The organism is Paenibacillus sp. FSL L8-0708, assembly GCF_038009325.1.
GTDB classification, from domain to species: Bacteria; Bacillota; Bacilli; order Paenibacillales; family Paenibacillaceae; genus Paenibacillus_AQ; species Paenibacillus_AQ odorifer.
Window position 1 is genome coordinate 4289415 of record NZ_JBBPBC010000001.1, and the last position, 21207, is coordinate 4310621.

Consider the following 21207-nt stretch of genomic DNA (forward strand, 5'->3'; position numbering starts at 1 on the left):
GTTAGGCCTCCCAATCATCTAATTCAGGAAAGGTAGCTGTCACTTGAGTTACCTCTTCTGTGATAACTTCCGGCTGTGGTTCTGTAAGAGGCAAGATGACGGTAACTTCCGTTCCTTTTCCAAGCTCACTTACCATATCAAGTGTCCCATTATGAAGTTCTACAAGTTGCTGTGAAATCGCTAACCCCAAGCCTGTTCCTCCATTAAGTGCATCCACTTGAAAGAAACGGTCCTTCACTCTGGATATATGTGCTTCACTAATCCCTATCCCGCTGTCTCGTACCATAATCGCTGTTTCTGTAGCAGACAGTCTCTTTGCTGACAGTTCAATACTGGAATCTTCATGTGAGAACTTCACTGCATTGTCTACCAAGTTTAAGAATACCTGTTTTAGCCGATTGGCATCCCCTTTAACAAAGATCGCATCTTCACATTCCAGCAACAGATGTATTCGTTTCTTTTCCGCTTTAGCCCAAACATTCAGTATCGTCTCTTGCAGCAGTACCTTTACATCTACAACCCCAATCGACAGCTTCATCTGGTTCTGCTGCAGCTTAGAAAAGTCGAGAATTTCTTCCACCAGCCCAATCAGGCGTTCACTTTCTTTGGAAATGATGCTGACTCCAAGTTTTGTCTCCTCCGGATCATACCCGCCGGATACCAAGGTTTCACTCCAGCCCTTGATACTTGTAAGAGGTGTCCGCAGCTCGTGAGAAATGGACGAGATAAAATCATCCTTAATCTGATTACTGCGTACAATTTCCTGAGCCATATAATTCAGCGTTGAAGCCAAATCACCAATCTCAAATTTATAGTCTCCCTTAATCCGTACGTTGAATCTCCCCTTCGCCATCTGAGCTGAAACTGCCGTAATATTATTCAGCGGCTTCACAATTGAGTTGGCCAGTCCGAAGCTAAACCCAACAACTACAGCCATAACAGCTGCAGCAATAGCAGTGGACAATAAAGTTAGATTAAGCAAATCATTATTGATTTGTTCTAGTGAAGTAATATACCTTAGGACATACTTATCCTGTCCATGAATCTGCAGCATTTTGGAAACCGCCATCACGCTCTCATTCGTGCCTGCCTGACGCCCTACCCAGCGCCCAACGCTGCCGCCAACGGCTTCTGGTACATCACTGGTCGTAATGGTCCGATCCGGTTGAAAGCCAGTGGAACTAGTGATGATATCCCCATTTAGCGATAAGATTTCCAGCTCCGTCTTGCTCAATGAGAACCTCTCCAGTACTTCTTGTAGCAGATAGATGCTATTATCGCTGGGTATCATGTTCTTTTGAAAAAACGACTCTGAAACAGAAATGTGATTTTTAATCTTGCTGTATACACTGTCATAATAATATGTTCTGATGGCCAGCAGGAAGATAACTTCTACGAGGAGAAGCGCCAAAAAAACTACAAGAATGTAGTGCAGAACAATCTGTCTGCGCATCCCCTTCTTAATCATTGTCCTTGGCCTTTCCATCTATATCCGTGCCCCCATACAGTCTGCAAAAATTCCGGCTCCGAAGGATTGTTCTCAATCTTCTGGCGTAAGCGCCGGATATTTACATCTACAATTTTGGGATCACCCATATACTCCTTGCCCCACACATGATCCAACAGAAGATCGCGGCTAAGTGGAGTGTTTTCCTTTTCAAGAAAGAATTGAATCAGAGAGAACTCCGTAGGCGTCAGTTCAATGGCTACATTATCACGTTTGAATTGTTTGGTAATAAGATCCAAGCTGAAAGGCCCCGAATGAAAAGAAACCTTGGCCGACTGTTCACGATGCACATTTACACGGCGCAGCAAAGATTGAATACGTGCAATTAGCTCCGTTGGGCTAAATGGCTTACTAACATGATCATCTGCACCTACGGACAAAGCGTAAACTTTATCCTGCTCCTGAACCTTGGCGGTAAGAAAAATAATTCCCAAGCGTTCATTAGTCTCCCTAATCCGTCTACAAACTTCAAATCCATCAATGCCGGGAACCATAACATCCAATAACGCAATATCAATATCAGGTATAGTGGTTAATTTATGCAATGCTTCATTCCCGTCAGCAGCCTCCAGCACTTCGAAACCATTACGCTTCAAATTAATGACTATGAAACTGCGAATGGATTCTTCATCTTCCAATATCAGAACTTTACTCATCTATTCCCTTCCTTTCAATAGGGGAGGCAATCTTATTGCTTCCTTCTTTAGTTGTACTTTGTTCTAGCTCACCACGGTAGCCGATGACTTTATCTGAATCCCGCCCAAGCAGCTCCCAGCCTTCATTCTTAGCCTTATCCCATTCCGAAGGAGAAAAGAAGGAAACCTCAGCAAAAGTCTCTCCGGTATCGGTCATGATGAATTTAAGGTTTTTATCCAGAACAGATTTCGTGTCAATACTTACCTTTCCATGCAGCTCTGGATCAAAATTAATAGTAAAGCGATCCGATGGATCACGATATAGCTGGACTGCAAAGGTTAGGCCATCTTTTCCATCCCATTTATAATAGGAGGTGAAATAAGGAATATCTGCGGGGTCGAAATACTCCCATCCTTTTGGCGCTTCAAGCAATCCAACTTCAATAATGCCATCATGATCGATATCTTCGCTTGCAATCAGACGATCTTTGTAAGTCCTCGTATCACCTGGCAAAACCACACGCAGCTTGTTATGCTCCATAAGAACCATTAAGCTGTAGGCGGATTGGAAATCCACCGAAGCGTCTAATACGATTCCTTCTTTATCCTTGGCAATCTTTCCTGCGACAATATTGTAATAATTAGAAAAATACGGATCGATATCCTCAATCTTATCGAGCACCTTAAAGCCATCATTGTACTGATAGATCGAAATGGTTGCAAATTCATTTCTTTTAAAATAAACAACGGTGATGTCTTCAATTCCATCCTTGTTAAGATCATCAAGCATATATTTGGTGTAAGGAAGTGAAAGCACTTCTTCCAATGATCCGCTGGAATAGCTATACACGACGAGGCCTTTTTCTTCCCCGCGTGAATAACCTGTAATGATATTCAGCTTCCCGTCACCTGTCATATCTTTCAGATCGACGGACTCCAGCATAGTTCCATCCCCATCAAAAACAAGCTTTTTGACCCAGGCATCTCCTTGCTTCTCTAAGATCATCCCGTGAATCTCTACAGCTTCGCTTGGCGTTCTATAGAACACCAACGACTCCATAATTCCATCGTTATTGAGATCCTCTGTGAAAATTGAGCTCTCATCATTAACCGGGCGGATCAACTCCGTACCCGCTGGAATATGTGAATTAATAGCAGCCATAAGTGTTGCTTTGTCAGCAGACAGCTGCGGAGCTTTCATCTTCGAAACAGGATCACTGATGAAAGTACAACCCGAAAGTACGGATAACGACAGTGTTGCAGCTGCCAGGCACCTAAGACTTTTTATACTCAACCTCATCACTCTTTTCCTTATCCGTGTCCGAACTTTACAAATTTGCGCGTTCCTGAGACGTTAATCTACGTCCCTTTATATCATGCTTAATTCGTCCATCTTCTAGTACCCATATACGTGAAGCGAAACGTTCAGCCAGTTCAATAGGCAGCACCGTCACTACGGTAAGACCCGTCTCTTTACACAGTCTGCGCAAAGTTTCCAATACACTTTCTGCCGATTTGGGGTCCAGACCCGTAACCGGTTCATCCGCTAGAATTACTTTGGCACCATGAGTTAATGCTCTAGCAATCGCTACACGCTGACGTTCTCCACCGCTTAGCTGGCTAGTCTTCATCTTCGCTTTGTCTAGAAGTCCAAGGGCATCTAATTCATCCATCGCACCCATATAATCATCTGAACGAACCATCCCTGTAACCATACGCCACATTGGCGTCTGTGCGGACTGGCCGATCAGCACGTTTTTCAGCGCTGTGCGGTTAGGATTGAGCTCTGCATTCTGCTCCAGGTAAGCCCACTCCCGTCGAATTTTTCTTTTTCCGGAAAAGGCACTCGCCATAATATCCGTACCGTCCACTCTAAAATTCCCTCTGTCCCACTTCTCTCGCAGCGCTAAACAGCGTAATAAAGTGGTCTTACCGCTCCCACTCGCTCCAAGTATGGCTACGAGTTCACCCGGCTCTAATTGAAATCCTATATCCTGCAGGACCGGATTTTTGTCTTCCCCAACTGCCTTGGCTAAGTGTTCAACTGTGATCATAGTTCAGCCTCTCCCTGTCTTCATCTATAATCTATAGTGTACTCTGAATGTGAGTTCAATTTCCATGCGAGCACTCGTTCTTATCTTACCTCAATTTCTAGGTTGTGGCGAGAATAATAACCCCAGCAAGCCGAACACGATATATAAACCACCCATCAGGGCGAAAATACCGCCGCTTAAGCCCACTTGCAGCAACAAACCACCAATGCCGGGGCCGATAATACTGCCAATACTAAAATGGAAAGAAGCAACCACATTGGCAGCAGGCAGTAGATGTCTTGGTAAAATATCCGCAGCCAGACTTAGACCTAAAGAGAAAAAGGAACCTACTAGTCCTCCTGCGATCATCAGAAGCACCATTGTCAATGTAAAATGATCACCTGCCAGCGGCAACATCGCAAAGGCGATCCCGCCTCCGATCCCGGCAATAATCAGTACCCGCTTGCGGCCAAACCGGTCGCTCCACAGACCTAATGGAAACTGCAGAAGCAGTCCTCCAATCCCCGCAAAAGGTAATAACGCTGCAATTTGATCTGTGCTGTAACCGATACGCAGACCATATACCGGAAAGCTGCTATTTAAGCTGGCTTCCATAAAGCCATATAAAAGGGCTGGAATTAAAGCGAACCAGGCTAAGCTGTAACAACGACCGAAACGGCGAACCTGGCTTTCACCACTCTCCGCTTTATCTGGCCGGGAATCCGGCAGAATTGTAGTCACAAGGATTAAGACTAACAAAAATAGAAATGCGAGAACAATAAAAGGCACTGCCTGTCCATAACGCAGCAGACTAATCCCAAGTGGTCCCAAGCTAAAACCCAGACCATAGGACATACCATATAGTGAAAGATTACGCCCGCGATGCTCGGCAGGAGTCATAAGCAGAACCCAAAGCTGGGCCCCGTAATTAATGGCAGCATCGCCTACACCCACAAGCAGACGCAATACAAACCATACCTTGATCCCTGTAAAAAAGGGAAACATGAGCAAGCTTACTAAGACTAAACTAATCCCACCAGCTATCAATTTTTTAAATCCAACCGCTCCAAGAACACGTTCAGCAATCAAGGTCATTCCAAATGATCCTATGTATAGTGCAGCAGCATTCAATCCGTTCAGTGACGAGGAGACTCCTTTTTGCTCCAAAAGAATGGATAGAATGGGCAGCAACAGCCCTTGGCTAAGCCCTGCGGCTATAGTAGCGGTAATAAGAATCATGAAAGTCATTTTGCTATTACTTCGTACAGATACTTTAAGCCGGTCTGACACGGATGATATCCCCCTATAATAAAAACAATGATGTGATCTAACGCCAATTGGCAAACACCGAACATTATAGTGGACAACCCTCTTCAAAACAAGAGATAATATGTAGAAGTTACGGATTTCTGGGGGTGCATGTTACATGGATTACGAATTAAAAATCGACGTATCGCCGGTTTATGAACTGTTGGACAGTTTTATGATATATGTAACCAGAAAATGGATCTCCAATCTAGACCTCGGTCCCCACTGGGTTAGTGATGTGGAAGATCGCATTACTCCTCATAAAGTAACAGCTCTCATGCAAGCTGCCGAGTGGCCATTTACAGATTATGATGTGTTATATGCTTGGGTTTACAGCCGAGGGCCCGCAACATCAGTGCTGCATTTCCTGGATGATCTGGATTCAGCTTCTATAGAAGAGTGTTATCAGCAGATCGCACCGTTAATTCATGATTTCACCATAGATGAAGCTTCCCGGATCAAGAGCAGCTATAGTCCGCTTCTTAGACTCTGGTATGAGCAATATTTTCGTCATGTAGAACACAAGATTTTACCGTTATTAATTGAAGATGCCTCTGAGAAAAAAATGCTGGAAAGCAAAATGGACCCTATTTCTTTAATTGAATATGCATCCGGTGGTGTAGTTTTCGAGGATATACGGGATCTTAAGACTATAGTATTATTGCCTACCGTTCATAATCGACCAATCAACACCTACTGCTTCTACAAAACTATGGTGATTGTACAGTATCCTGTAGATGTGCCATTGGAAGATGAAAATGAACCACCGATGGTGCTATTGCGCATGACCAAGGCGCTGTCAGATCCAACCAGACTCCGATTGCTTCGGTATGTCGCCCATGAACCCAAATCTCTATGGGAGATGCAGTCCGATCTAAATCAATCCAGAGAAATGCTTATGCATCACCTAATGATCCTACGCGTAGCCGGTTTACTCCGTATCCATCTTCGCGGGGAACAAGACGAGCGCTTCAGTATCCGTCCAGACGGCGCTTCTGAGCTTCAAATGTTTCTAGAATCTTATATTCACCTATAGAACACTATACAGATACAGATCCAAGGAGTGAGAGATATGAAATACACAACTCAACAAGTAATTTTCGATCTAGATGATACGCTGGTTCACTGCAACAAATATTTCGATTTAATTTTAGGACAATATTTCGAGCTCATGACTGATTGGTTTAATGAGTTTGGGCCAAGCACCAGTGAATTACGCAGCAAGCAAATAGAAATTGATGTTGATACCGTCAACACAAGTGGCCTGGCCAGCGACAACTTCCCTAAATCCTTAATCGCCACCTACCGTTATTTCTGCGCCAAATATAACCGTCCGACAGATCGCTTTCAAGAGCAGCAATTACACAAGCTCGGCCTAAGCGTCTATGACCAAGAAATTGAAGCTTACCCTGGCATGGTTGAAACACTCGATACGCTGAAGCAAGAGGGTCATCATTTATTCTTGTATACTGGCGGGGACGACACCATTCAGCAACGTAAAATTGAACAAATGAAGCTGGATGCTTATTTTGACGATCGTATCTATATTCGGAAGCATAAAAATGTTGAGGCGCTTGAAAATATTTTGGCTACCCAAAGCTTTGACCGCAAACGTACCTGGATGATTGGCAACTCGTTACGTACAGATGTACTTCCCGCAGTTACCGCAGGCATCAACAGTATTTACCTGAAGCAGCAAAATGAATGGAGCTATAACCTTATCGAGCTGGAGCAAGAGATGCAGCAAGCCGTGATGACTATTTCGGCCATCCACGAGGTGCCCCCTGTCATTCGCTCAGCCGCTAAATTCAAAAACTAATAACTAGCTACAACGTTACGTAGCATTGTTACAAATGACATATCTTCACTACCTACTGGATGATTATACTATTTTTATAGTATTCCTATATTGTCTAGGAGGTGAGATATGAATAAGAAAGTGTCAGCTAAACAATCTCAGACCAAAAGACCTTTGCTTCCCATGATATTAGGTGTCGTTGTTGTAATCCTTCTCGCTGTAATTGTTTTCATCTTAAGCAATAAGACTGATGATACAGCAGATCTACCCAACTACACCGACGTAAAGGGAAGCATTGTTGTTGATGGGCTGAAATATGAGAAGCAACCTCATCTTGGAAGTCCTGATGCCAAAGTTAAAGTTATCGAATTCGCAGATTTCAAATGTCCCGCCTGCAAAATGTGGACTGAAAAGTATCTGGATACTTTTATTAAAGACTACGTAGATACCGGAAAAGTGGAACTTTTCTTCATGAACTTTGCATTTTTGGACCGGGACTCTTATCTTGCTGCTAGCGCCGGCGAAGCCATCTACAAGCAAAGCAACGAGAAGTTCTGGGAATACCTTCATAAGCTGTACGCTAATCAAGGCGATGAGAGCGAAATTTGGGCCACTCAGAAATTCATTTTAAAATTCGTTAAGAATAACATCGAGGGCATTGATTACGCCCAATTTGAAACAGATCTCAAGAATCATACCTACATGTTCGATGTAAAAGAAGACTTTAAGATCGCTGGTTCCTACGGAGTCAACGGTACTCCTAAATTTATGGTGAACGGAGTGCTGCTTCAGGATTCTTCCTATGAAGGGTTAGCAGCAGCGATTGACAAGCAGTAATCAGTCTTTAAACTGCGCCCTATAAGCTGTTCACTTTGAAAAAAGTGAACAGCTTATAGGGCTTTTTTGTGTGTATGAATTAAAAAAGATGACTTCTGTGATATACAGAAGTCATCTGCTGATTACTTAATTAAGCCACTGCTTATTCTACCAAATGACACACGGCACTATGGCCTTCTGACACGATTTTCCGTTCAGGCTTGACAGCCATACATACATCCGAGGCAAAAGAACACCGCGGATGAAAAGTGCAGCCACTTGGTGGATTAAGCGGTGATGGCACCTCGCCTTGAATCGATACCATCTGCTGCTTCTGCTCCACACTATCCGGAATCTTCAAAATCGAATTTAGCAGGACCTGCGTGTAAGGATGCGTAGGTTTCTTGAACAATTCATCCGCCGGAGCTTGCTCAACCACCTCTCCTAAATAAAGAACCGCGATTTCATCACTCAAATACTCCACTACTGCCAAATTATGCGAAATAAAGATATAAGTCAGGTTAAACTCCTTCTGCAAATCCTTTAGTAGTTGAATGACTTGAACCTGAATAGATACATCCAATGCGGACACCGGTTCATCACAAATGAGCAATTTGGGATTCAGTGACAACGCTCTGGCAATCCCAACCCGCTGCAATTGTCCACCTGACAGTTCATGCGGATAAGCGTATTGGACTTCAGAAGGCAAACCGACCCGCTCAAGTAATTCGATCACACGCTCATGCCGGCTTACTTTAGTTCCAATTTTGTGGATAGCCATTGCATCTTCAATAGCGTCTCCTACCGTCATTCTCGGACTGAGACTCGCCTTGGGATCCTGGAAAATAATTTGCATATCCCGGCGCATCGCCCGCAGCTTCTCTTTATTTGCCTTTGAGAGCTCCACGTCCTCAAAAAATATTTTTCCTTTGTCAGATTCGAGTAGACGCAGAACCATTCGCCCTAAGGTTGATTTTCCTGAGCCACTTTCCCCAACAAGCCCCAGTGTTTTCCCCGCTTCCAGGGTAAAAGAAACATTCTCGATGGCATGCAGCTTTTTTCCTTGTACCCGAAAAGTTTTCGAGACATTTTCTACGCGCAAGAGCGGATTATTGGGCATAGGAAGCGACCTCCTCAGCATGATGGCAGGCGATCTGATGATCGGTGCTAAAATCACGAAGCTTGGGAACTTCATTCTGACACCGTTCAGTTGTATAGAAGCAACGATCGGCAAATGGGCAGCCGGTCAATGTCTGTGTAAGTGTCTTTGCCGTCTTTGGAATAGGCATTATTTCTTTTCCCTTGTGGCCCACTTCGATAATGGAGCGTTTCAATCCAAGTGAATAGGGATGCGCCGCCTCACTTATGAACTTGTCCGTAGTGGCTTTCTCCATGATTTGGCCCCCGTACATCACGATGATTTTGTCACAAAAGTTGGTCGCAAGGCCAAAATCATGCGTTACCATCACTACGCTCATCCCATGTTTTCTGCGTAATTCCTGCAATAGTGCAAGAATCTGCATCTGCACAGTGACATCAAGCGCGGTTGTTGGCTCATCGGCAATCAATAATTGCGGTTCACATGCCAAAGCAATAGCAATCATGATACGTTGGCGCATCCCCCCGGAAAATTCGTGAGGATAACTTTTAAACCGTGATTTAGGATCCGGAATCCCCATTTCATGCAAGAGCTGAATGGTTCGGTCAAAAGCTTCCTTCCGGTTTGCATATTGATGTGTCAGCATGGCTTCCATTATTTGATCCCCGATACGCATGATCGGGTTCAAGCTGGTCATCGGATCTTGAAAAACAACGCCGATGTCACGTCCACGAATATCTTCTAATTGTTTGGGACGCATTTTAAGTAAGTCCTTACCATTAAACTGAGCTGTCCCCGATGTTATTTTTCCATTTTCACGGATGAGCCCAATTGATGACATCAATGTAACTGACTTACCGGAGCCACTTTCACCAACAATCCCCAAGGATTCATTTTCATTGATCGAAAAACTGACGCCGTTTACGGCATAAACTTCATCTTCACTGCGGGAGAACTTCACATGAAGGTCATCAATAGAAAGTAGCGGTTCACCCATATTAATTGCCTCCTTTCGGACTGAATGCTTCCTGGAGACCGTCTGCTACAAACAGAAACGAAAGCAAGGTTATTGCAAAGATACCTGCCGGAAAATACAGCAGCCATGGAAAGCCGAGAATATTCTCACTGGCTTGAGCAATCATACTCCCAAATGAAGGGATTGGCGGCCGAAGCCCCATGCCAAAAATACTTAAGCCTGCAATCTGGATGAGATCACCGGGAATCCCGAAAGCGAGAGAGACACCCATACTGCCGATAACATTCGGCAACATATACCGTCTGGCAATATGCGCCTGAGATGCGCCTAACGCTCTTGCCGCTTCCACCATCTCCCCGTCCCGCATTCTTAGGACCAGACTTCGGATCAAGCGTGCATACCCCGCCCAACCCGGAATTCCAATTGCTAGAATCAAAGATAAATACCCACGTCCCAGCATAATGACTAATATCAAGGCGAACAAAAATCCCGGCAAGGTCATCATAAAATCCACAGCACGCATAATAATCATATCGGCGATTCCGCCGCGCAATCCGGCCCACAAGCCCAATATGATCCCGATAATGAAGCTGACCAAAGTCGCGCCAAAAGCAATAATCAGAGCGCTTCGAACACTGAACAGAATCTGGCTGAACATGTCATGCCCCACATTATCCGTACCAAAAATATGCTGCCAGGTCGGCCCTTGATTGATAGCCAAAAAATCTCCCGTGCGATAGTCATATGGGGCCACCCAAGGTCCAATGATCCCCGCGATCAAAAAAAGGATAACCCAGACCAAACCAATAACGGCAAGACGATGTCTTTTAAATCGCTTCCAACCTTGATAAAACTGGGATCTCTGAAGATTCTTTTTTCTCTTCAAAGCTACATCCGATTGAGTTGCTGCAACTGTGCCAGCCAATTGCTCCCCCTCCTAGGTTCGTATAGTCTGTGCCGCTTATAATCTGACACGCGGATCAATAAAGGCATAAATAATGTCAACGAGTAAATTCATAATCATAATCATGGATCCCAGCAGAAATACAGATGTGATGGCGAGCGGATAGTCGAAACTGGTAAATGCCGTCTGCATCACCTGACCAAGCGCTGGAATGGCGAAAATTTGCTCCACCCAGATCGTGCCCATCACTGTAAAAGCAAATTGAGGTCCGATGACGGTTATCATCGCAGTCAGCGAGTTTTTGACACCATGCTTAAAAATCATCGGCCAATATTTGACACCCTTAGCTTTTGCGGTTCGCATAAAATCCGACCTCATGGTTTCGATCAGACTGCCCCGCATATATCTGGCAACAACACCGACATTCGCCGCAGATAAACAAATAATCGGCAAAATTGCTTGCCTCCAGTGACCCCATCCCGTTACGGGCAGAATCCCTTGAAACACAACACCAAATAACAAAACCATAATCACCGCGAGAACAAATGCCGGAATAGCCTGACCCGTCAATGAGATGGTGCTAACAACATAATCAATCCAAGTGTTACGTTTGAGTGCTGCAATAATGCCAAGCGGAACCCCGATAATTACCGAAAGAACAACAGATCCAAAGGCCAAAAGTGTACTGATCGGCAAAGCCTGCTTCAGTTGAGTCGCAATTTGCAAAGACGGATTCTGCATCGAATTACCGAAATCGAAGGTTAATTGATGCCAAATATACTTCATGATTTGTTGCCACAGCGGTAAATTCAAACCATACCGGCTTTGAAACTGGTCCATGACTTGTTGATAGAGAACAGGGTTTTGCCCTTGCAGCGGAGCCAGTGCCGTAGCCATGGTATTCGTATTCATGAAACCGCCAGGTGAATAATACATCATGGTATAGCTAACTGAAATGACCAAGATTAAAGTGATAATAATTTGTAAAATGCGCTTTGAAATAAATTTCAATATGGTCAAATCCGACCCTCCTTTACCGATTCACGGGCACCATAATTGGCGCCCGTGATTGGTAATTATTCAACCCATTTAGGATTATTCTACAGATAAAAGATGCAGCCCATAGAAGTTGCCCCATGCCCAAGGATTTGATTGCACTCCTGTAATGCCGGGTTTTACCAAGAAGTATTGCTGTTGATAATACAACGGAACAGCATAAGCTTCTTCGAGCAGGTTATTAACTACCTTAGCCGCGATAGGAGCAGCGTCTTCGACGGTCAGCGCATTTACGAATTGCGCTTGCCACATTCTCAAATCTCTTAAGGTATCAGATTGATAACTGTTGTAATATACCTGTACATCAAGTGCATTTTGATTCAACTTGCCACCTGGCGCGTTTGGTGCTACGAAGGTCCAAGCGGTTACAAAGGCGGCATGTTTTTCATCGTTATTTTTAGCATTTTTCCAAAGGTCTACAATCTGTTGCCATTGTTCAGCGGCCGTTGGAAGCCCCGGTTGTTTCAAATAAGGCTGCCAATCTGCAGGCTGCTCTGCTGTCCATTTATCCAAAAAGGCGATATCCTCTTTAGCAGCTTTTTCTAATGCTGCCCAGTCGCTCCATTCCACACCGGCGTTCTTATTATCCGGATCCCCATATTTTTCAATGGCCGGTTTATAATAAGTTTCCTTGGTCCAATCCACGAATTGTTTCGTAGCTTCTAGCGGGGCATCCAGTGTTCCTATGGAATATAGTTGCTGCGTTGCACCCATGTCCAAACTTCCTGGTTCACTCCAGTTGGTTGCGCCCGACGCCAGAATAAAGCCTGGTTTTGCATCGCCCTGAGGTCCGCTGTACTGATAAGCGTTAAACTGCGCCTCATTGAGCTGAACTAGCTCTGTTTTGATACCAAGATTTTGTTGCAGTAATTGACCTAACGCCAAAGCGATTTGTTCACCCTGAGCATCTACTTGCTTGACCCCAACATACAACGATAGGGTTGGCAGACCTTTACCGCCTTCATAACCAGCATCCTTCAATAATTGTTTGGCTGCCTCGAGATCTTCCGGAAGTCCTTGCTCCAGTTTTTCCGTTGGCCAACCTGGTGAAGCAAAGATATTGGTCGCCCCGCCCATGCCGTTCAGCACCGATTCTACGATCGGTTTACGCTGGATCGCTTTGGCGATAGCCTGGCGCACCTCTTTTTTGTCATATGGAGATTCCGTTGTCGGGTTGCTCCAGAGCAAATATTTGATCGCATAAGTCGCTGCAGTATACAGCTGGGACTTTAGCTCCTCCGTTTTCTTCACGTATTGTAAATCAGACGCGCTTTGGATTAGAACGACATCTGCATGGCCGGACATATAATCCTCCACCGGCACGGTTGTCGCCGGAAGAACATGGATGGTCTCTACATTGCCGTGATTAAGCTGGCCGGCTGCACCTACATAATTCGGATTGCTCACCATGACCAGTTCACCGTTAGGTGTAAAAGATTTAACCATGTAAGGGCCATTGCTCACAAAATTCCCCGGTTCAAACCACTTACCAGGGTTCGCTTCGACCGCTTTAGGATTCATAGGCATCGACCCGGAAAGAACCATATCCCCCAGAATAGCGTGAGGCAGCGTGGTCGTAATTTCCAGCGTGTAATCATCAACTACTTTTAGACCAACTTCTTCTTTACTTACAGATCCGGCATGGTATGCATATCCGTTCTTCACAAAATTAAGTACGCTTAGCCAAAGTTGTGCGGTTGTGTTAGCTGGATCCAATTGATACATATAAGAAAAATAAAAATCATGGGCGGTTACTGGATCGCCGTTTGACCATTTGGCATCTTTACGGAGGGTAAATGTCCAAGTTTTTTTGTCATCGGAAACGGTATAACCTGTCGCAATTTTCGGAACGATTTCATTATCCTGATTGTAGCCATAAAGCCCTTCGAGCAAAGTTCCTTGCCCTACCAGAATTTGTCCTTGCCATTGTGTAGGATCGAGCGTCGGGATCTTTGGATTGAAAACGGTTACCGAACTTCCCGCTTTAATTTCAAGATCAGAAGCGCCCTCATTCTTAACTGCCGTTTGACCTACATCACTGGTTGCTTTTACCGAAGTATTGCTATTACCTGCAGCATTTTTACCGTTCTCATTGGCACTATTAGAGGAATTACTGCAAGCAGTCACAGATAACAAAGAAAATGACAGAAGTAGAGCTAAGAACGCGTTCTTTTTTTTCATCCTCAAGTGAACCCCCTCATACATAGTCACGAAACAAAAAAACTAACATTTTATTATCTTGTTATCTATGATGTTATCCTTCACCTTTTCATGCTTTGCCCCCCTAAATTTAAACTCCGATGTTTGTTTGTGAACTTACGAATGTCTTCTTTTGAATATCACTTAGGAAACTAAGAGTAATCGCTTACATTCTAAAATTTTCCACAAAGATTGTCAAGAAAAAATGTTACGTTAGTTAGCATAACTAGTTATTATTAATATAACTTAATCTTATAATATGAATTTTTCGTTAATTTTTTATTAGCTTTTTTAGTGTTATTTCGTAAATAATACTAACTTATTGACGAATTTTAGCTTATTTCTTGTAATGCTGATATAAATGCTATAGAAGAACTAGTTCTATGAGTTGAGTTCCTTAGGACATAATAAAAAGAGTGCATCCCGGCAGTCATTTTATGACCTTTGGGATACACTCTGAACCATTTAGATATGGGAATCGGAATAAAATACTGTTATCGATACAAATATCAGAATAGGTGGACTCCGCCTCTACCGGAAATTATCTAAACACTCATGTAGAAAGGCGTCTAGTGTGCGTGGATCTCTGCCGAGTAAACGCTTCACAGTGTCATTTGGACTTTCTGGCACCATCCTAGACATGGTTTGAATTTCCACAACGTGGTTCGCGAGCCAAGGAGGCAGATTCCCATGCTCAATAAGATTACGGAGTAGTACTTGAGGGTCCATGTTGATGTAACTTATCGGCCGATTAAGCAGGGCAGATAGTCGACTCGCGATCTGGGGATAACTGAAAATCTCCGAACCAGTAAGCGTATATATATGGCCTGATACCTTGTCGTTGGTCAGAACTTCTACGGCAACGTCTGCAATATCGCGACAGTCAATAAAGTTACACGGTGAAACGCCCATAGAGCCGAAGAAAACATTTTGGGTTGTGATCGTTGGTGCAAAGCGCATAAAATTTTGCATGAACGCATAAGGGCGCAATACGGTATGGGTGATACCCGATACCCTCAACGTGTTCTCAATTTCTTGATGCCAGCCCGCCACTGCCACTGGAGCGCTCTGCTCAAAGGCTGGACTGGATATTTTTACGATATGTTTGATTCCAGATTCGGTGGCAATCTGAATGATTGAGGTTTCCAATTCGATTTGTCTTGGACTGTTGGACATGGCAAGGAAGAGCTGGCTAGCACCTGTAAACGCGCGGCGCACCGATGTAGGGTCAGAAGCATCCACAAAAGCGACCTCGATAATTGATCGGCCTTTTTCTCCGATCTGATCACGCAACTTCTCTGGCTCTCTACTCAGCGCCCTGACAGGTACACCAAGATCAACCAAACGTTCCAAAAGCGCACTTCCAATCGTACCTGTTGCTCCCATAATAACTATCATTTTTATCTTCTCCTTTTGGATGAAAAATTAGTTGTGACGGCAAGTCGCCACCGCCATGTCACTATCGTGCTCGCTATGAATCCAGACAACGGGAAATCGATCCAGACACGATTTACCCAGACCAAGTGATTACTCGGTATCATAATTTCTACTACAACAGATGTCACCCATGCAGCGTATAGCCCAAATGAGGACCCGGCCATTGCGAATACCCCTACCACAACCAAGTGAGGTGCACCGATGACCCATCGCAAATGGCCCACTCGACTATGCAACAAAAGTCCAATCATCAAGGCCATCAAGGCGGATGCACCGCCAATAGTGGTCAATGCCGCTATTTGAAGCCCCCTATCTGCAGTAACCAATCCCCCGATACCTGCCATAATGGCAGGAGCAGCATAGGCCATTACAACTTCACGCCATAGTACAAAAGTCTTTTTCTTGGAACCAACAGCCTTGATGCTGTAAACATCATCTGTCTGATTCGGGTATTTCATCTGGTTCATTTACTTGCTCCCTTCTTCTTTGAAATAGTTCAACGATTGATTTCAGCGAACTATAATTAGGCACCTAACTATATAAGAGTAAAAATAGGCTAGCTTCACTAGCCCAATTCTACTCATTACTGATGTTTCCCCTTTGGTTTCGAGCCTAATTCGCCCGTAAGTGCTGAAATGCCTTGTGTAACTCGACCTAGCAAGTCGAGAAATACGCTGCGTTCTTCGATGTTGAGCAACCCCACCATAGCTTCCAGCCGAGCGAAATGCTCAGGAGCCATTTCACGGAGCTTCTTCGCTCCTTCTTCCGTTAAAACAACTGATTTCTGACGGCCATCGTCTGAGCTTAATCGCCGAGATACTAGCCCATCTCGTTCAAGAATGTCGATAAGACCAGTCACTGTAGCACGTGTAACTCCTAGATGCTCCGCTAATTGCGAAGGCAACTCTTCTCCTTCGTTATCTTCAAGATCTGCCAATAAACGATAACGCCCTGTTGATAAACCGAATCTAGAGAAATGAATCTCCGAGGCGTGTCCAAGCATGGCTCCCGCTGCCATTAGCCTAGACGCGACGAGTATAGCCTGTGCGTCTATGTCTAGGTTATAGCGATCAATCTGACGCTTGGATTGTACAAGCGAGGGAATAGCCTCAATGTCGTTTATTTTTTTATTATTGTTGTTCATATTTGTAGTATGGTCCCTAACTACTTTTGTGTCAACACATTTTTTTATACCTCGTCAACCCCGGAGTTAAACAGTTGGATTTGGTTGTAACTCTATATTTCTCCCAAAGCTTGATCAATCGACCTTCAAGATCTTCAATCCGTAGTGAATATTCTGCTCTTATTTTCTAAAGTAGTAGAAGTTCTGTCCGCATCATTCTACTATTCAAATTTTAACTGAAGCGAATCACAGATTGGCATATAGCCTATCTTTTGATAAATGCTATTAGATGTGGGATTTGCTAAGTCGGTATATAAGACGCATCTAGTAAACCCTTTATCCAATGCAAGTTGGCTTATTTGCGCCACAATTGAAGTTGCGTAACCCTTTCCGCGCTCATATGGAGGGGTATATACAAATGCTACGCCAATAGCAGTCTGCATCTCCCTTGTATATCCTGCCATAGAAACGGGTATCCCGTTGTCCTCTAAAATATATAGTTTTTTCGATGCTATTCGGTAGAGGTAAGGGTCTGCATCTTGCGGGATGGACATTTCTGTTTTACCATAACTCCCCGCTGCATAAAATGCTTCAGCCCAGTAAGGGAAAAAGTGAATATCCTTTTCATCTAGCAATCGAACGATACCAACCTTTTGAATGTCTGGGTTTACTGCCGTAAGTTCATATATACGTTGGGTCATGATTGTTTTAAAGGTTGTTCCCTTGCGCAAAGTATATTCTTTGGCAAAATACTCTGCCAAGGTTTTTTCGGTCATCACACCTGGAATTTCACGGTCTTTCAGCCCATCTACAAGACAGTTTATAGCTTCTGGGTTAATTATGTTGTCTGTTGCATAAAGCGTAATATTGTGTGGCGGTGTCATTATGGCGGTAAGTTGTATGCCCCTAGCATCTGAAATCGTTACCATAAGCCAATTTACAGGGTCACGCCAGTCTGTTTTGTCTTTTCCTTCATGTCCAATTATGATATTGCCAAGAGGAATCAAATTTTGTGCTTCATGACGCATCAGCATACCATAGGTATCATTGTAAAACTCATACACATCCGTATACAACTTGAATTGCATTGCAATATCCCCCTTTCATCTGCTCAACGTTTTACCGGATTTTTCGAACCAATTGTTCTTCTTACGGTTTGTTCATTTTTCGCCTGCCAATTTAATAATTAATTTATGAAGACGCAAAAAACCCCATCCCATTAGGGACGGAGTTGCTCCGCGTTACCACCCTGATTGACGTTTATAATAAACGCCCTCTTTGCCATCGTCCAACAACGATGCTTCTTTGTAACGGTAGAATCCCGGTCCCATCTACTATAATTCGGGGGACTGCTCTGAGGTGATTTTTGGATTCGGATATCCGCTGCCTCGCACCAACCGGCAGTTCTCTGAACGGCTTTTCCAGATCTACTTGTCCTCTTCATCGCATTTGGTAATTATTAATTAAGTTTAATATAAGACAATAGGAATTTTCTGTCAATAATTCAAACAACAATAAAGACCTTTAAACTTATATTGCTTCTAAAGCAGATAATCCAACTAATCATGCGACTATATGATTGTGGAGACTACACTCCAGTCTGCTTATTTTCTTCATCAGCACATAGCACCAACCTTTTACTTACCTGCTTAATCTGTTTCGATTAGCTTGGAGGTCAACTTCACTACTGGCCTGATATACTTCAAAAACCGCTCCGGATCGTGATAAACGTAAATGATTCTCCCAGGGGAAGTATCAAAGCAGTAACCAGTGTCTGCAAAATTAAAAGTTGCCATTGCCCTTTCCATTTTTTCCTCTACACTACGATTTTCCTGCTCATAATTGAATGGCCCATGTTCAAAAACAATATACTCGGCTTCGAGAACATCAATCATAAGCATTTGTGGAGGTACTTCACCTTTATAATCAAAAGGAAGACGTACACCAAAACACTCTGTACGTGGAATACCCCAATCGCAGAGTCTGCCATCCGGGTCATTAATGTAAGCCATAATCTGACCGCTGCCACCGTTAGATTCACTCCCGCCATCGTCATCCAATTTGCCCTTGATACTATCGAGTAAGCCGCAAATTGTTTCGCAGTCCTGTCCTGTAATAAGACTTTGCTTTTGCCAAAAATCCCAATACCCATTACTCTCATAGTTTTTAATGTGCAAAAATTTGTGAGTGGGAATGGTTACAAAATAAATGTTAAGATCATCTGTAGATTTCATCATACCAATCTCTCCAAATCCGAAAAAGTAGCGGTCGAAAGAGTTTATTTTTGTACGAAGGGCGACAGGCATAGGCTTTTTCCGGTAATCACTTGGAGTTACACCATATGTTCCCTTGAAAGCCCTGGTAAAAGCTTCATGTGATGAAAAACCATAATCAAAAGCAATATCCAAAATGCTCTTTTCACTATCCCGAACCTCTTTTAGTGCAAAGGCTAATTTTCTATGCCGTAGATAATCCCTAAATTGCATTCCCGATATTTCCTTAAATTTTCTCGTAGTATGAAATTCGGAATAACCTAACTTGTGAGAAAGAAATCGTAGCGTTATTGCTTCACTGTTACGATTCTTAATACACTCGTCAATTTCATTAACGATTATTTGGATTTGCTTGTGCCACTCGTACAATTGGTCTGTTCACCTCGTTTCAACCACTCTATAGTCATTGTAGAGTAATGGAATTTGCATTGCTTGATTCTACTTGCGGAAAAGAGATGACAATTCAAACGTTTTGGTCCTACTATTTCGGAATCTCATCATGAAACGGTACCACTATTTCGTTTGTATCGTTAAGGAATACATATTGAATCTCAGATTTCCTCTTTGCATTTAGTGGTCGGTGTATAACCCTATCGTTCTGTCAAAGTTATTTCCGCAAGCAGCTTAAGCGTGTCATGCATTCGCAGGATGGACAAGAAGCATGGAGTATCGGGAGGCATTAAACAAAAGGGCTCGGACCCGTTGAGACATGGGAGTGAAAATGACATGCCCCTACAGTTGTTCCAAGCCACCGCCTCCTCAATTTCCTTCTTATCTCACATTTAGCTAAAGGGTAAAATCCTACGAATTCATGAGCCTGCATGAGTAAACTAAATCATTTCGGAGGAGTTCAATGCCCATCTCATTCCGGGTAATGGTGATGATTAGGCCCTGTTAGAGTCTGGCGAACGTGATGTAATCGACTTGGACAGGTTCTGCCAATTCCATCCGAAGTGCCCGGTTGATCTGTCCCCGGTGATATTGCCCATGTAAAATGACCTGCGACAAGATATCCCGGACGGACGTTTGGAACGGGACTCCGTTCTGGTTCGCATAATCGACCCTCACGTCCAAATCAGATTCCTCGAGCCCTTCGATATACACACGATATTTCTCGGCGTTTTCTTCGAACTCCGTTCGGATCGCCGTCAGGTCCTCTGCTTCCTCCCACAACGAATATTGCGCACTACCCTTGCCCTGCAATCGGGACAGCCAGACTCGTTCCGCAACCGCGACATGCCGAACCAGCTTCAGAAGGTTCTTGTTCTTCATCTCACTCTCCTCGAGCGCTTCTAAGATTTGTGCGTCCGCCCAGTACAGGTGGTCCATCATACACTTGATCGTCTTCATTTTCGTTTCCCCCTCTTCGTCTCATTGGATTAATTGAACCTACCGTTTCCCGTAATTGGTCATTTATTTCACAAATCATCATAATCTTCATCAGTCAAAGGTTCTATTTTTTATCGCGCTCAATGGAATCAGGAGACGTGTGTCGTCTTTTGGTTAGAATCAGAAAATATAAAAGATGAGACCTTTGCCCTCGGCTACAGTTTGGCTGTAGAAACGCCGGATTTCGTTAAAATGCTGTAGCAGGTAGGCAAAGAACGCATCCTTATCCTCGTCTGAAACAATATCAGGTTCAAGAGGATATACTTCTTCCTTAACCATGGCCGGGAAATCATACCGCAAGCGGAGCTGCGCTTCATCCAGCTCAGAAATAACCTGATGCGCTTCTGCAACTTGCTTGGCACGTAAGGAAAACGCCCCGAATGAGCCAAAATCGATGCCTTTGTCTGATGTCAGCGGAACAACATAACTAAGAGGGGCATCTCCATCGGAAATAACTCCACAAAGCAAGTAGTGAATCGCCTCCCAGGATCTATCAATGTCCAGTCCGGGATAATCGTCTATTTTCAAGCTATTCAATGCAATGTCGCCTGTAACAATTTGCTGCACTAGGTTGTCATCCATAGCAAAGTAATATCCACGCATTCCCATGTTGTCACCCTTCCTTCCATTCTAGTAGTGACTATACTGCCCTAT

General features: G+C 43.9%; 20 protein-coding genes and 1 other annotated feature. Of the genes, 3 read left to right on the forward strand and 17 right to left on the reverse strand.

Going from position 1 to position 21207, the window contains the following annotated elements; all coding sequences use genetic code 11:
• Position 1: 1 nt before the first annotated feature.
• From NYE58_RS20425 to NYE58_RS20445, 5 genes are all read right to left on the reverse strand, one after another.
• Positions 2 to 1468: a HAMP domain-containing sensor histidine kinase gene (locus NYE58_RS20425; RefSeq protein WP_081387528.1), complete on the reverse strand. Its 1467-nt coding sequence runs from the start codon at positions 1466 to 1468 to the stop codon at positions 2 to 4.
• Positions 1465 to 2163, reverse strand: a complete 699-nt coding sequence (locus NYE58_RS20430; RefSeq protein WP_036687642.1) for a response regulator transcription factor — start codon at positions 2161 to 2163, stop codon at positions 1465 to 1467. The genes NYE58_RS20425 and NYE58_RS20430 overlap by 4 nt, the downstream gene beginning before the upstream one ends.
• The gene (locus tag NYE58_RS20435) at positions 2156 to 3436 is read right to left on the reverse strand and encodes a hypothetical protein (protein ID WP_256719017.1); all 1281 of its coding nucleotides are present in this window, start codon (positions 3434 to 3436) and stop codon (positions 2156 to 2158) included. Before NYE58_RS20435 ends, NYE58_RS20430 begins: the two co-directional genes overlap by 8 nt.
• Before the next feature lie 34 nt (positions 3437 to 3470).
• Positions 3471 to 4196: a phosphonate ABC transporter ATP-binding protein gene (locus NYE58_RS20440; RefSeq protein ID WP_036687647.1), complete on the reverse strand. Its 726-nt coding sequence runs from the start codon at positions 4194 to 4196 to the stop codon at positions 3471 to 3473.
• Between the two features lie 90 nt (positions 4197 to 4286).
• Positions 4287 to 5423, reverse strand: a complete 1137-nt coding sequence (locus NYE58_RS20445) for an MFS transporter (protein WP_341004285.1) — start codon at positions 5421 to 5423, stop codon at positions 4287 to 4289.
• A 178-nt stretch (positions 5424 to 5601) separates the two neighbouring features.
• Here NYE58_RS20445 and NYE58_RS20450 point away from each other — a divergent pair, with 178 nt between their 5' ends.
• From NYE58_RS20450 to NYE58_RS20460, 3 genes are all read left to right on the forward strand, one after another.
• Positions 5602 to 6519, forward strand: coding sequence for an ArsR/SmtB family transcription factor (locus tag NYE58_RS20450; RefSeq protein ID WP_036687649.1), 918 nt, complete (start codon positions 5602 to 5604; stop codon positions 6517 to 6519).
• A 36-nt stretch (positions 6520 to 6555) separates the two neighbouring features.
• On the forward strand, positions 6556 to 7302 hold the full coding sequence (locus NYE58_RS20455) for an HAD family hydrolase (protein WP_076277039.1): 747 nt from the start codon (positions 6556 to 6558) through the stop codon (positions 7300 to 7302).
• A 108-nt stretch (positions 7303 to 7410) separates the two neighbouring features.
• A complete protein-coding gene (locus NYE58_RS20460) occupies positions 7411 to 8118 on the forward strand; it encodes a DsbA family protein (RefSeq protein WP_036687653.1) in 708 nt (235 codons plus the stop codon).
• Positions 8119 to 8260: 142 nt separating this feature from the next.
• Here the strand turns inward: NYE58_RS20460 and NYE58_RS20465 are convergent, their stop codons facing one another.
• The 12 genes from NYE58_RS20465 to NYE58_RS20520 all read right to left on the reverse strand — a co-directional run bounded on the left by NYE58_RS20465 (position 8261) and on the right by NYE58_RS20520 (position 21162).
• Positions 8261 to 9217 carry an ABC transporter ATP-binding protein gene (locus NYE58_RS20465; protein ID WP_076218222.1) on the reverse strand — a complete coding sequence of 319 codons (957 nt, stop codon included), beginning with the start codon at positions 9215 to 9217 and terminating at the stop codon, positions 8261 to 8263.
• Positions 9207 to 10193, reverse strand: a complete 987-nt coding sequence (locus tag NYE58_RS20470) for an ABC transporter ATP-binding protein (protein WP_036687658.1) — start codon at positions 10191 to 10193, stop codon at positions 9207 to 9209. Before NYE58_RS20470 ends, NYE58_RS20465 begins: the two co-directional genes overlap by 11 nt.
• 1 nt (position 10194) lies before the next feature.
• Complete coding sequence (locus NYE58_RS20475; RefSeq protein WP_341002935.1) at positions 10195 to 11097, reverse strand: ABC transporter permease; 903 nt, start codon at positions 11095 to 11097, stop codon at positions 10195 to 10197.
• A gap of 36 nt (positions 11098 to 11133) precedes the next feature.
• Complete coding sequence (locus NYE58_RS20480) at positions 11134 to 12096, reverse strand: ABC transporter permease (protein ID WP_036687660.1); 963 nt, start codon at positions 12094 to 12096, stop codon at positions 11134 to 11136.
• Positions 12097 to 12171: 75 nt separating this feature from the next.
• A complete protein-coding gene (locus NYE58_RS20485) occupies positions 12172 to 14313 on the reverse strand; it encodes a peptide ABC transporter substrate-binding protein (protein ID WP_076130036.1) in 2142 nt (713 codons plus the stop codon).
• A 549-nt stretch (positions 14314 to 14862) separates the two neighbouring features.
• Positions 14863 to 15729, reverse strand: coding sequence for an SDR family oxidoreductase (locus tag NYE58_RS20490; RefSeq protein WP_341002936.1), 867 nt, complete (start codon positions 15727 to 15729; stop codon positions 14863 to 14865).
• A gap of 2 nt (positions 15730 to 15731) precedes the next feature.
• Positions 15732 to 16235 (reverse strand): hypothetical protein, encoded by a 504-nt coding sequence (locus NYE58_RS20495; protein WP_175619959.1) that lies wholly within the window; start codon positions 16233 to 16235, stop codon positions 15732 to 15734.
• Positions 16236 to 16351: 116 nt separating this feature from the next.
• Entirely contained in the window at positions 16352 to 16912 is a 561-nt protein-coding gene (locus tag NYE58_RS20500) for a MarR family winged helix-turn-helix transcriptional regulator (RefSeq protein WP_076279322.1), read from the reverse strand.
• 200 nt (positions 16913 to 17112) lie between these two features.
• The gene (locus NYE58_RS20505) at positions 17113 to 17979 is read right to left on the reverse strand and encodes a GNAT family N-acetyltransferase (RefSeq protein WP_076277041.1); all 867 of its coding nucleotides are present in this window, start codon (positions 17977 to 17979) and stop codon (positions 17113 to 17115) included.
• Between the two features lie 130 nt (positions 17980 to 18109).
• Positions 18110 to 18344 (reverse strand) — a binding site (T-box leader).
• Positions 18345 to 18540: 196 nt separating this feature from the next.
• The gene (locus NYE58_RS20510; RefSeq protein WP_076277042.1) at positions 18541 to 19533 is read right to left on the reverse strand and encodes a helix-turn-helix transcriptional regulator; all 993 of its coding nucleotides are present in this window, start codon (positions 19531 to 19533) and stop codon (positions 18541 to 18543) included.
• 525 nt (positions 19534 to 20058) lie between these two features.
• On the reverse strand, positions 20059 to 20514 hold the full coding sequence (locus NYE58_RS20515) for a DinB family protein (protein WP_076277043.1): 456 nt from the start codon (positions 20512 to 20514) through the stop codon (positions 20059 to 20061).
• A 159-nt stretch (positions 20515 to 20673) separates the two neighbouring features.
• Entirely contained in the window at positions 20674 to 21162 is a 489-nt protein-coding gene (locus NYE58_RS20520) for a YfbM family protein (protein WP_076130031.1), read from the reverse strand.
• Positions 21163 to 21207: the final 45 nt, after the last annotated feature.

Excerpts from the sequence above, each read along its gene's own strand:
- NYE58_RS20425 (WP_081387528.1), bottom strand. The coding sequence starts at position 1,468 with ATGATTAAGAAGGGGATGCGCAGACAGATTGTTCTGCACTACATTCTT.
- NYE58_RS20430 (WP_036687642.1), bottom strand. The coding sequence starts at position 2,163 with ATGAGTAAAGTTCTGATATTGGAAGATGAAGAATCCATTCGCAGTTTC.
- NYE58_RS20440 (WP_036687647.1), bottom strand. The coding sequence starts at position 4,196 with ATGATCACAGTTGAACACTTAGCCAAGGCAGTTGGGGAAGACAAAAAT.
- NYE58_RS20445 (WP_341004285.1), bottom strand. The coding sequence starts at position 5,423 with ATGACTTTCATGATTCTTATTACCGCTACTATAGCCGCAGGGCTTAGC.
- NYE58_RS20450 (WP_036687649.1), top strand. The coding sequence starts at position 5,602 with ATGGATTACGAATTAAAAATCGACGTATCGCCGGTTTATGAACTGTTG.
- NYE58_RS20455 (WP_076277039.1), top strand. The coding sequence starts at position 6,556 with ATGAAATACACAACTCAACAAGTAATTTTCGATCTAGATGATACGCTG.
- NYE58_RS20460 (WP_036687653.1), top strand. The coding sequence starts at position 7,411 with ATGAATAAGAAAGTGTCAGCTAAACAATCTCAGACCAAAAGACCTTTG.
- NYE58_RS20465 (WP_076218222.1), bottom strand. The coding sequence starts at position 9,217 with ATGCCCAATAATCCGCTCTTGCGCGTAGAAAATGTCTCGAAAACTTTT.
- NYE58_RS20470 (WP_036687658.1), bottom strand. The coding sequence starts at position 10,193 with ATGGGTGAACCGCTACTTTCTATTGATGACCTTCATGTGAAGTTCTCC.
- NYE58_RS20485 (WP_076130036.1), bottom strand. The coding sequence starts at position 14,313 with ATGAAAAAAAAGAACGCGTTCTTAGCTCTACTTCTGTCATTTTCTTTG.
- NYE58_RS20490 (WP_341002936.1), bottom strand. The coding sequence starts at position 15,729 with ATGATAGTTATTATGGGAGCAACAGGTACGATTGGAAGTGCGCTTTTG.
- NYE58_RS20495 (WP_175619959.1), bottom strand. The coding sequence starts at position 16,235 with ATGAACCAGATGAAATACCCGAATCAGACAGATGATGTTTACAGCATC.
- NYE58_RS20500 (WP_076279322.1), bottom strand. The coding sequence starts at position 16,912 with ATGAACAACAATAATAAAAAAATAAACGACATTGAGGCTATTCCCTCG.
- NYE58_RS20505 (WP_076277041.1), bottom strand. The coding sequence starts at position 17,979 with ATGCAATTCAAGTTGTATACGGATGTGTATGAGTTTTACAATGATACC.
- NYE58_RS20515 (WP_076277043.1), bottom strand. The coding sequence starts at position 20,514 with ATGAAGACGATCAAGTGTATGATGGACCACCTGTACTGGGCGGACGCA.
- NYE58_RS20520 (WP_076130031.1), bottom strand. The coding sequence starts at position 21,162 with ATGGGAATGCGTGGATATTACTTTGCTATGGATGACAACCTAGTGCAG.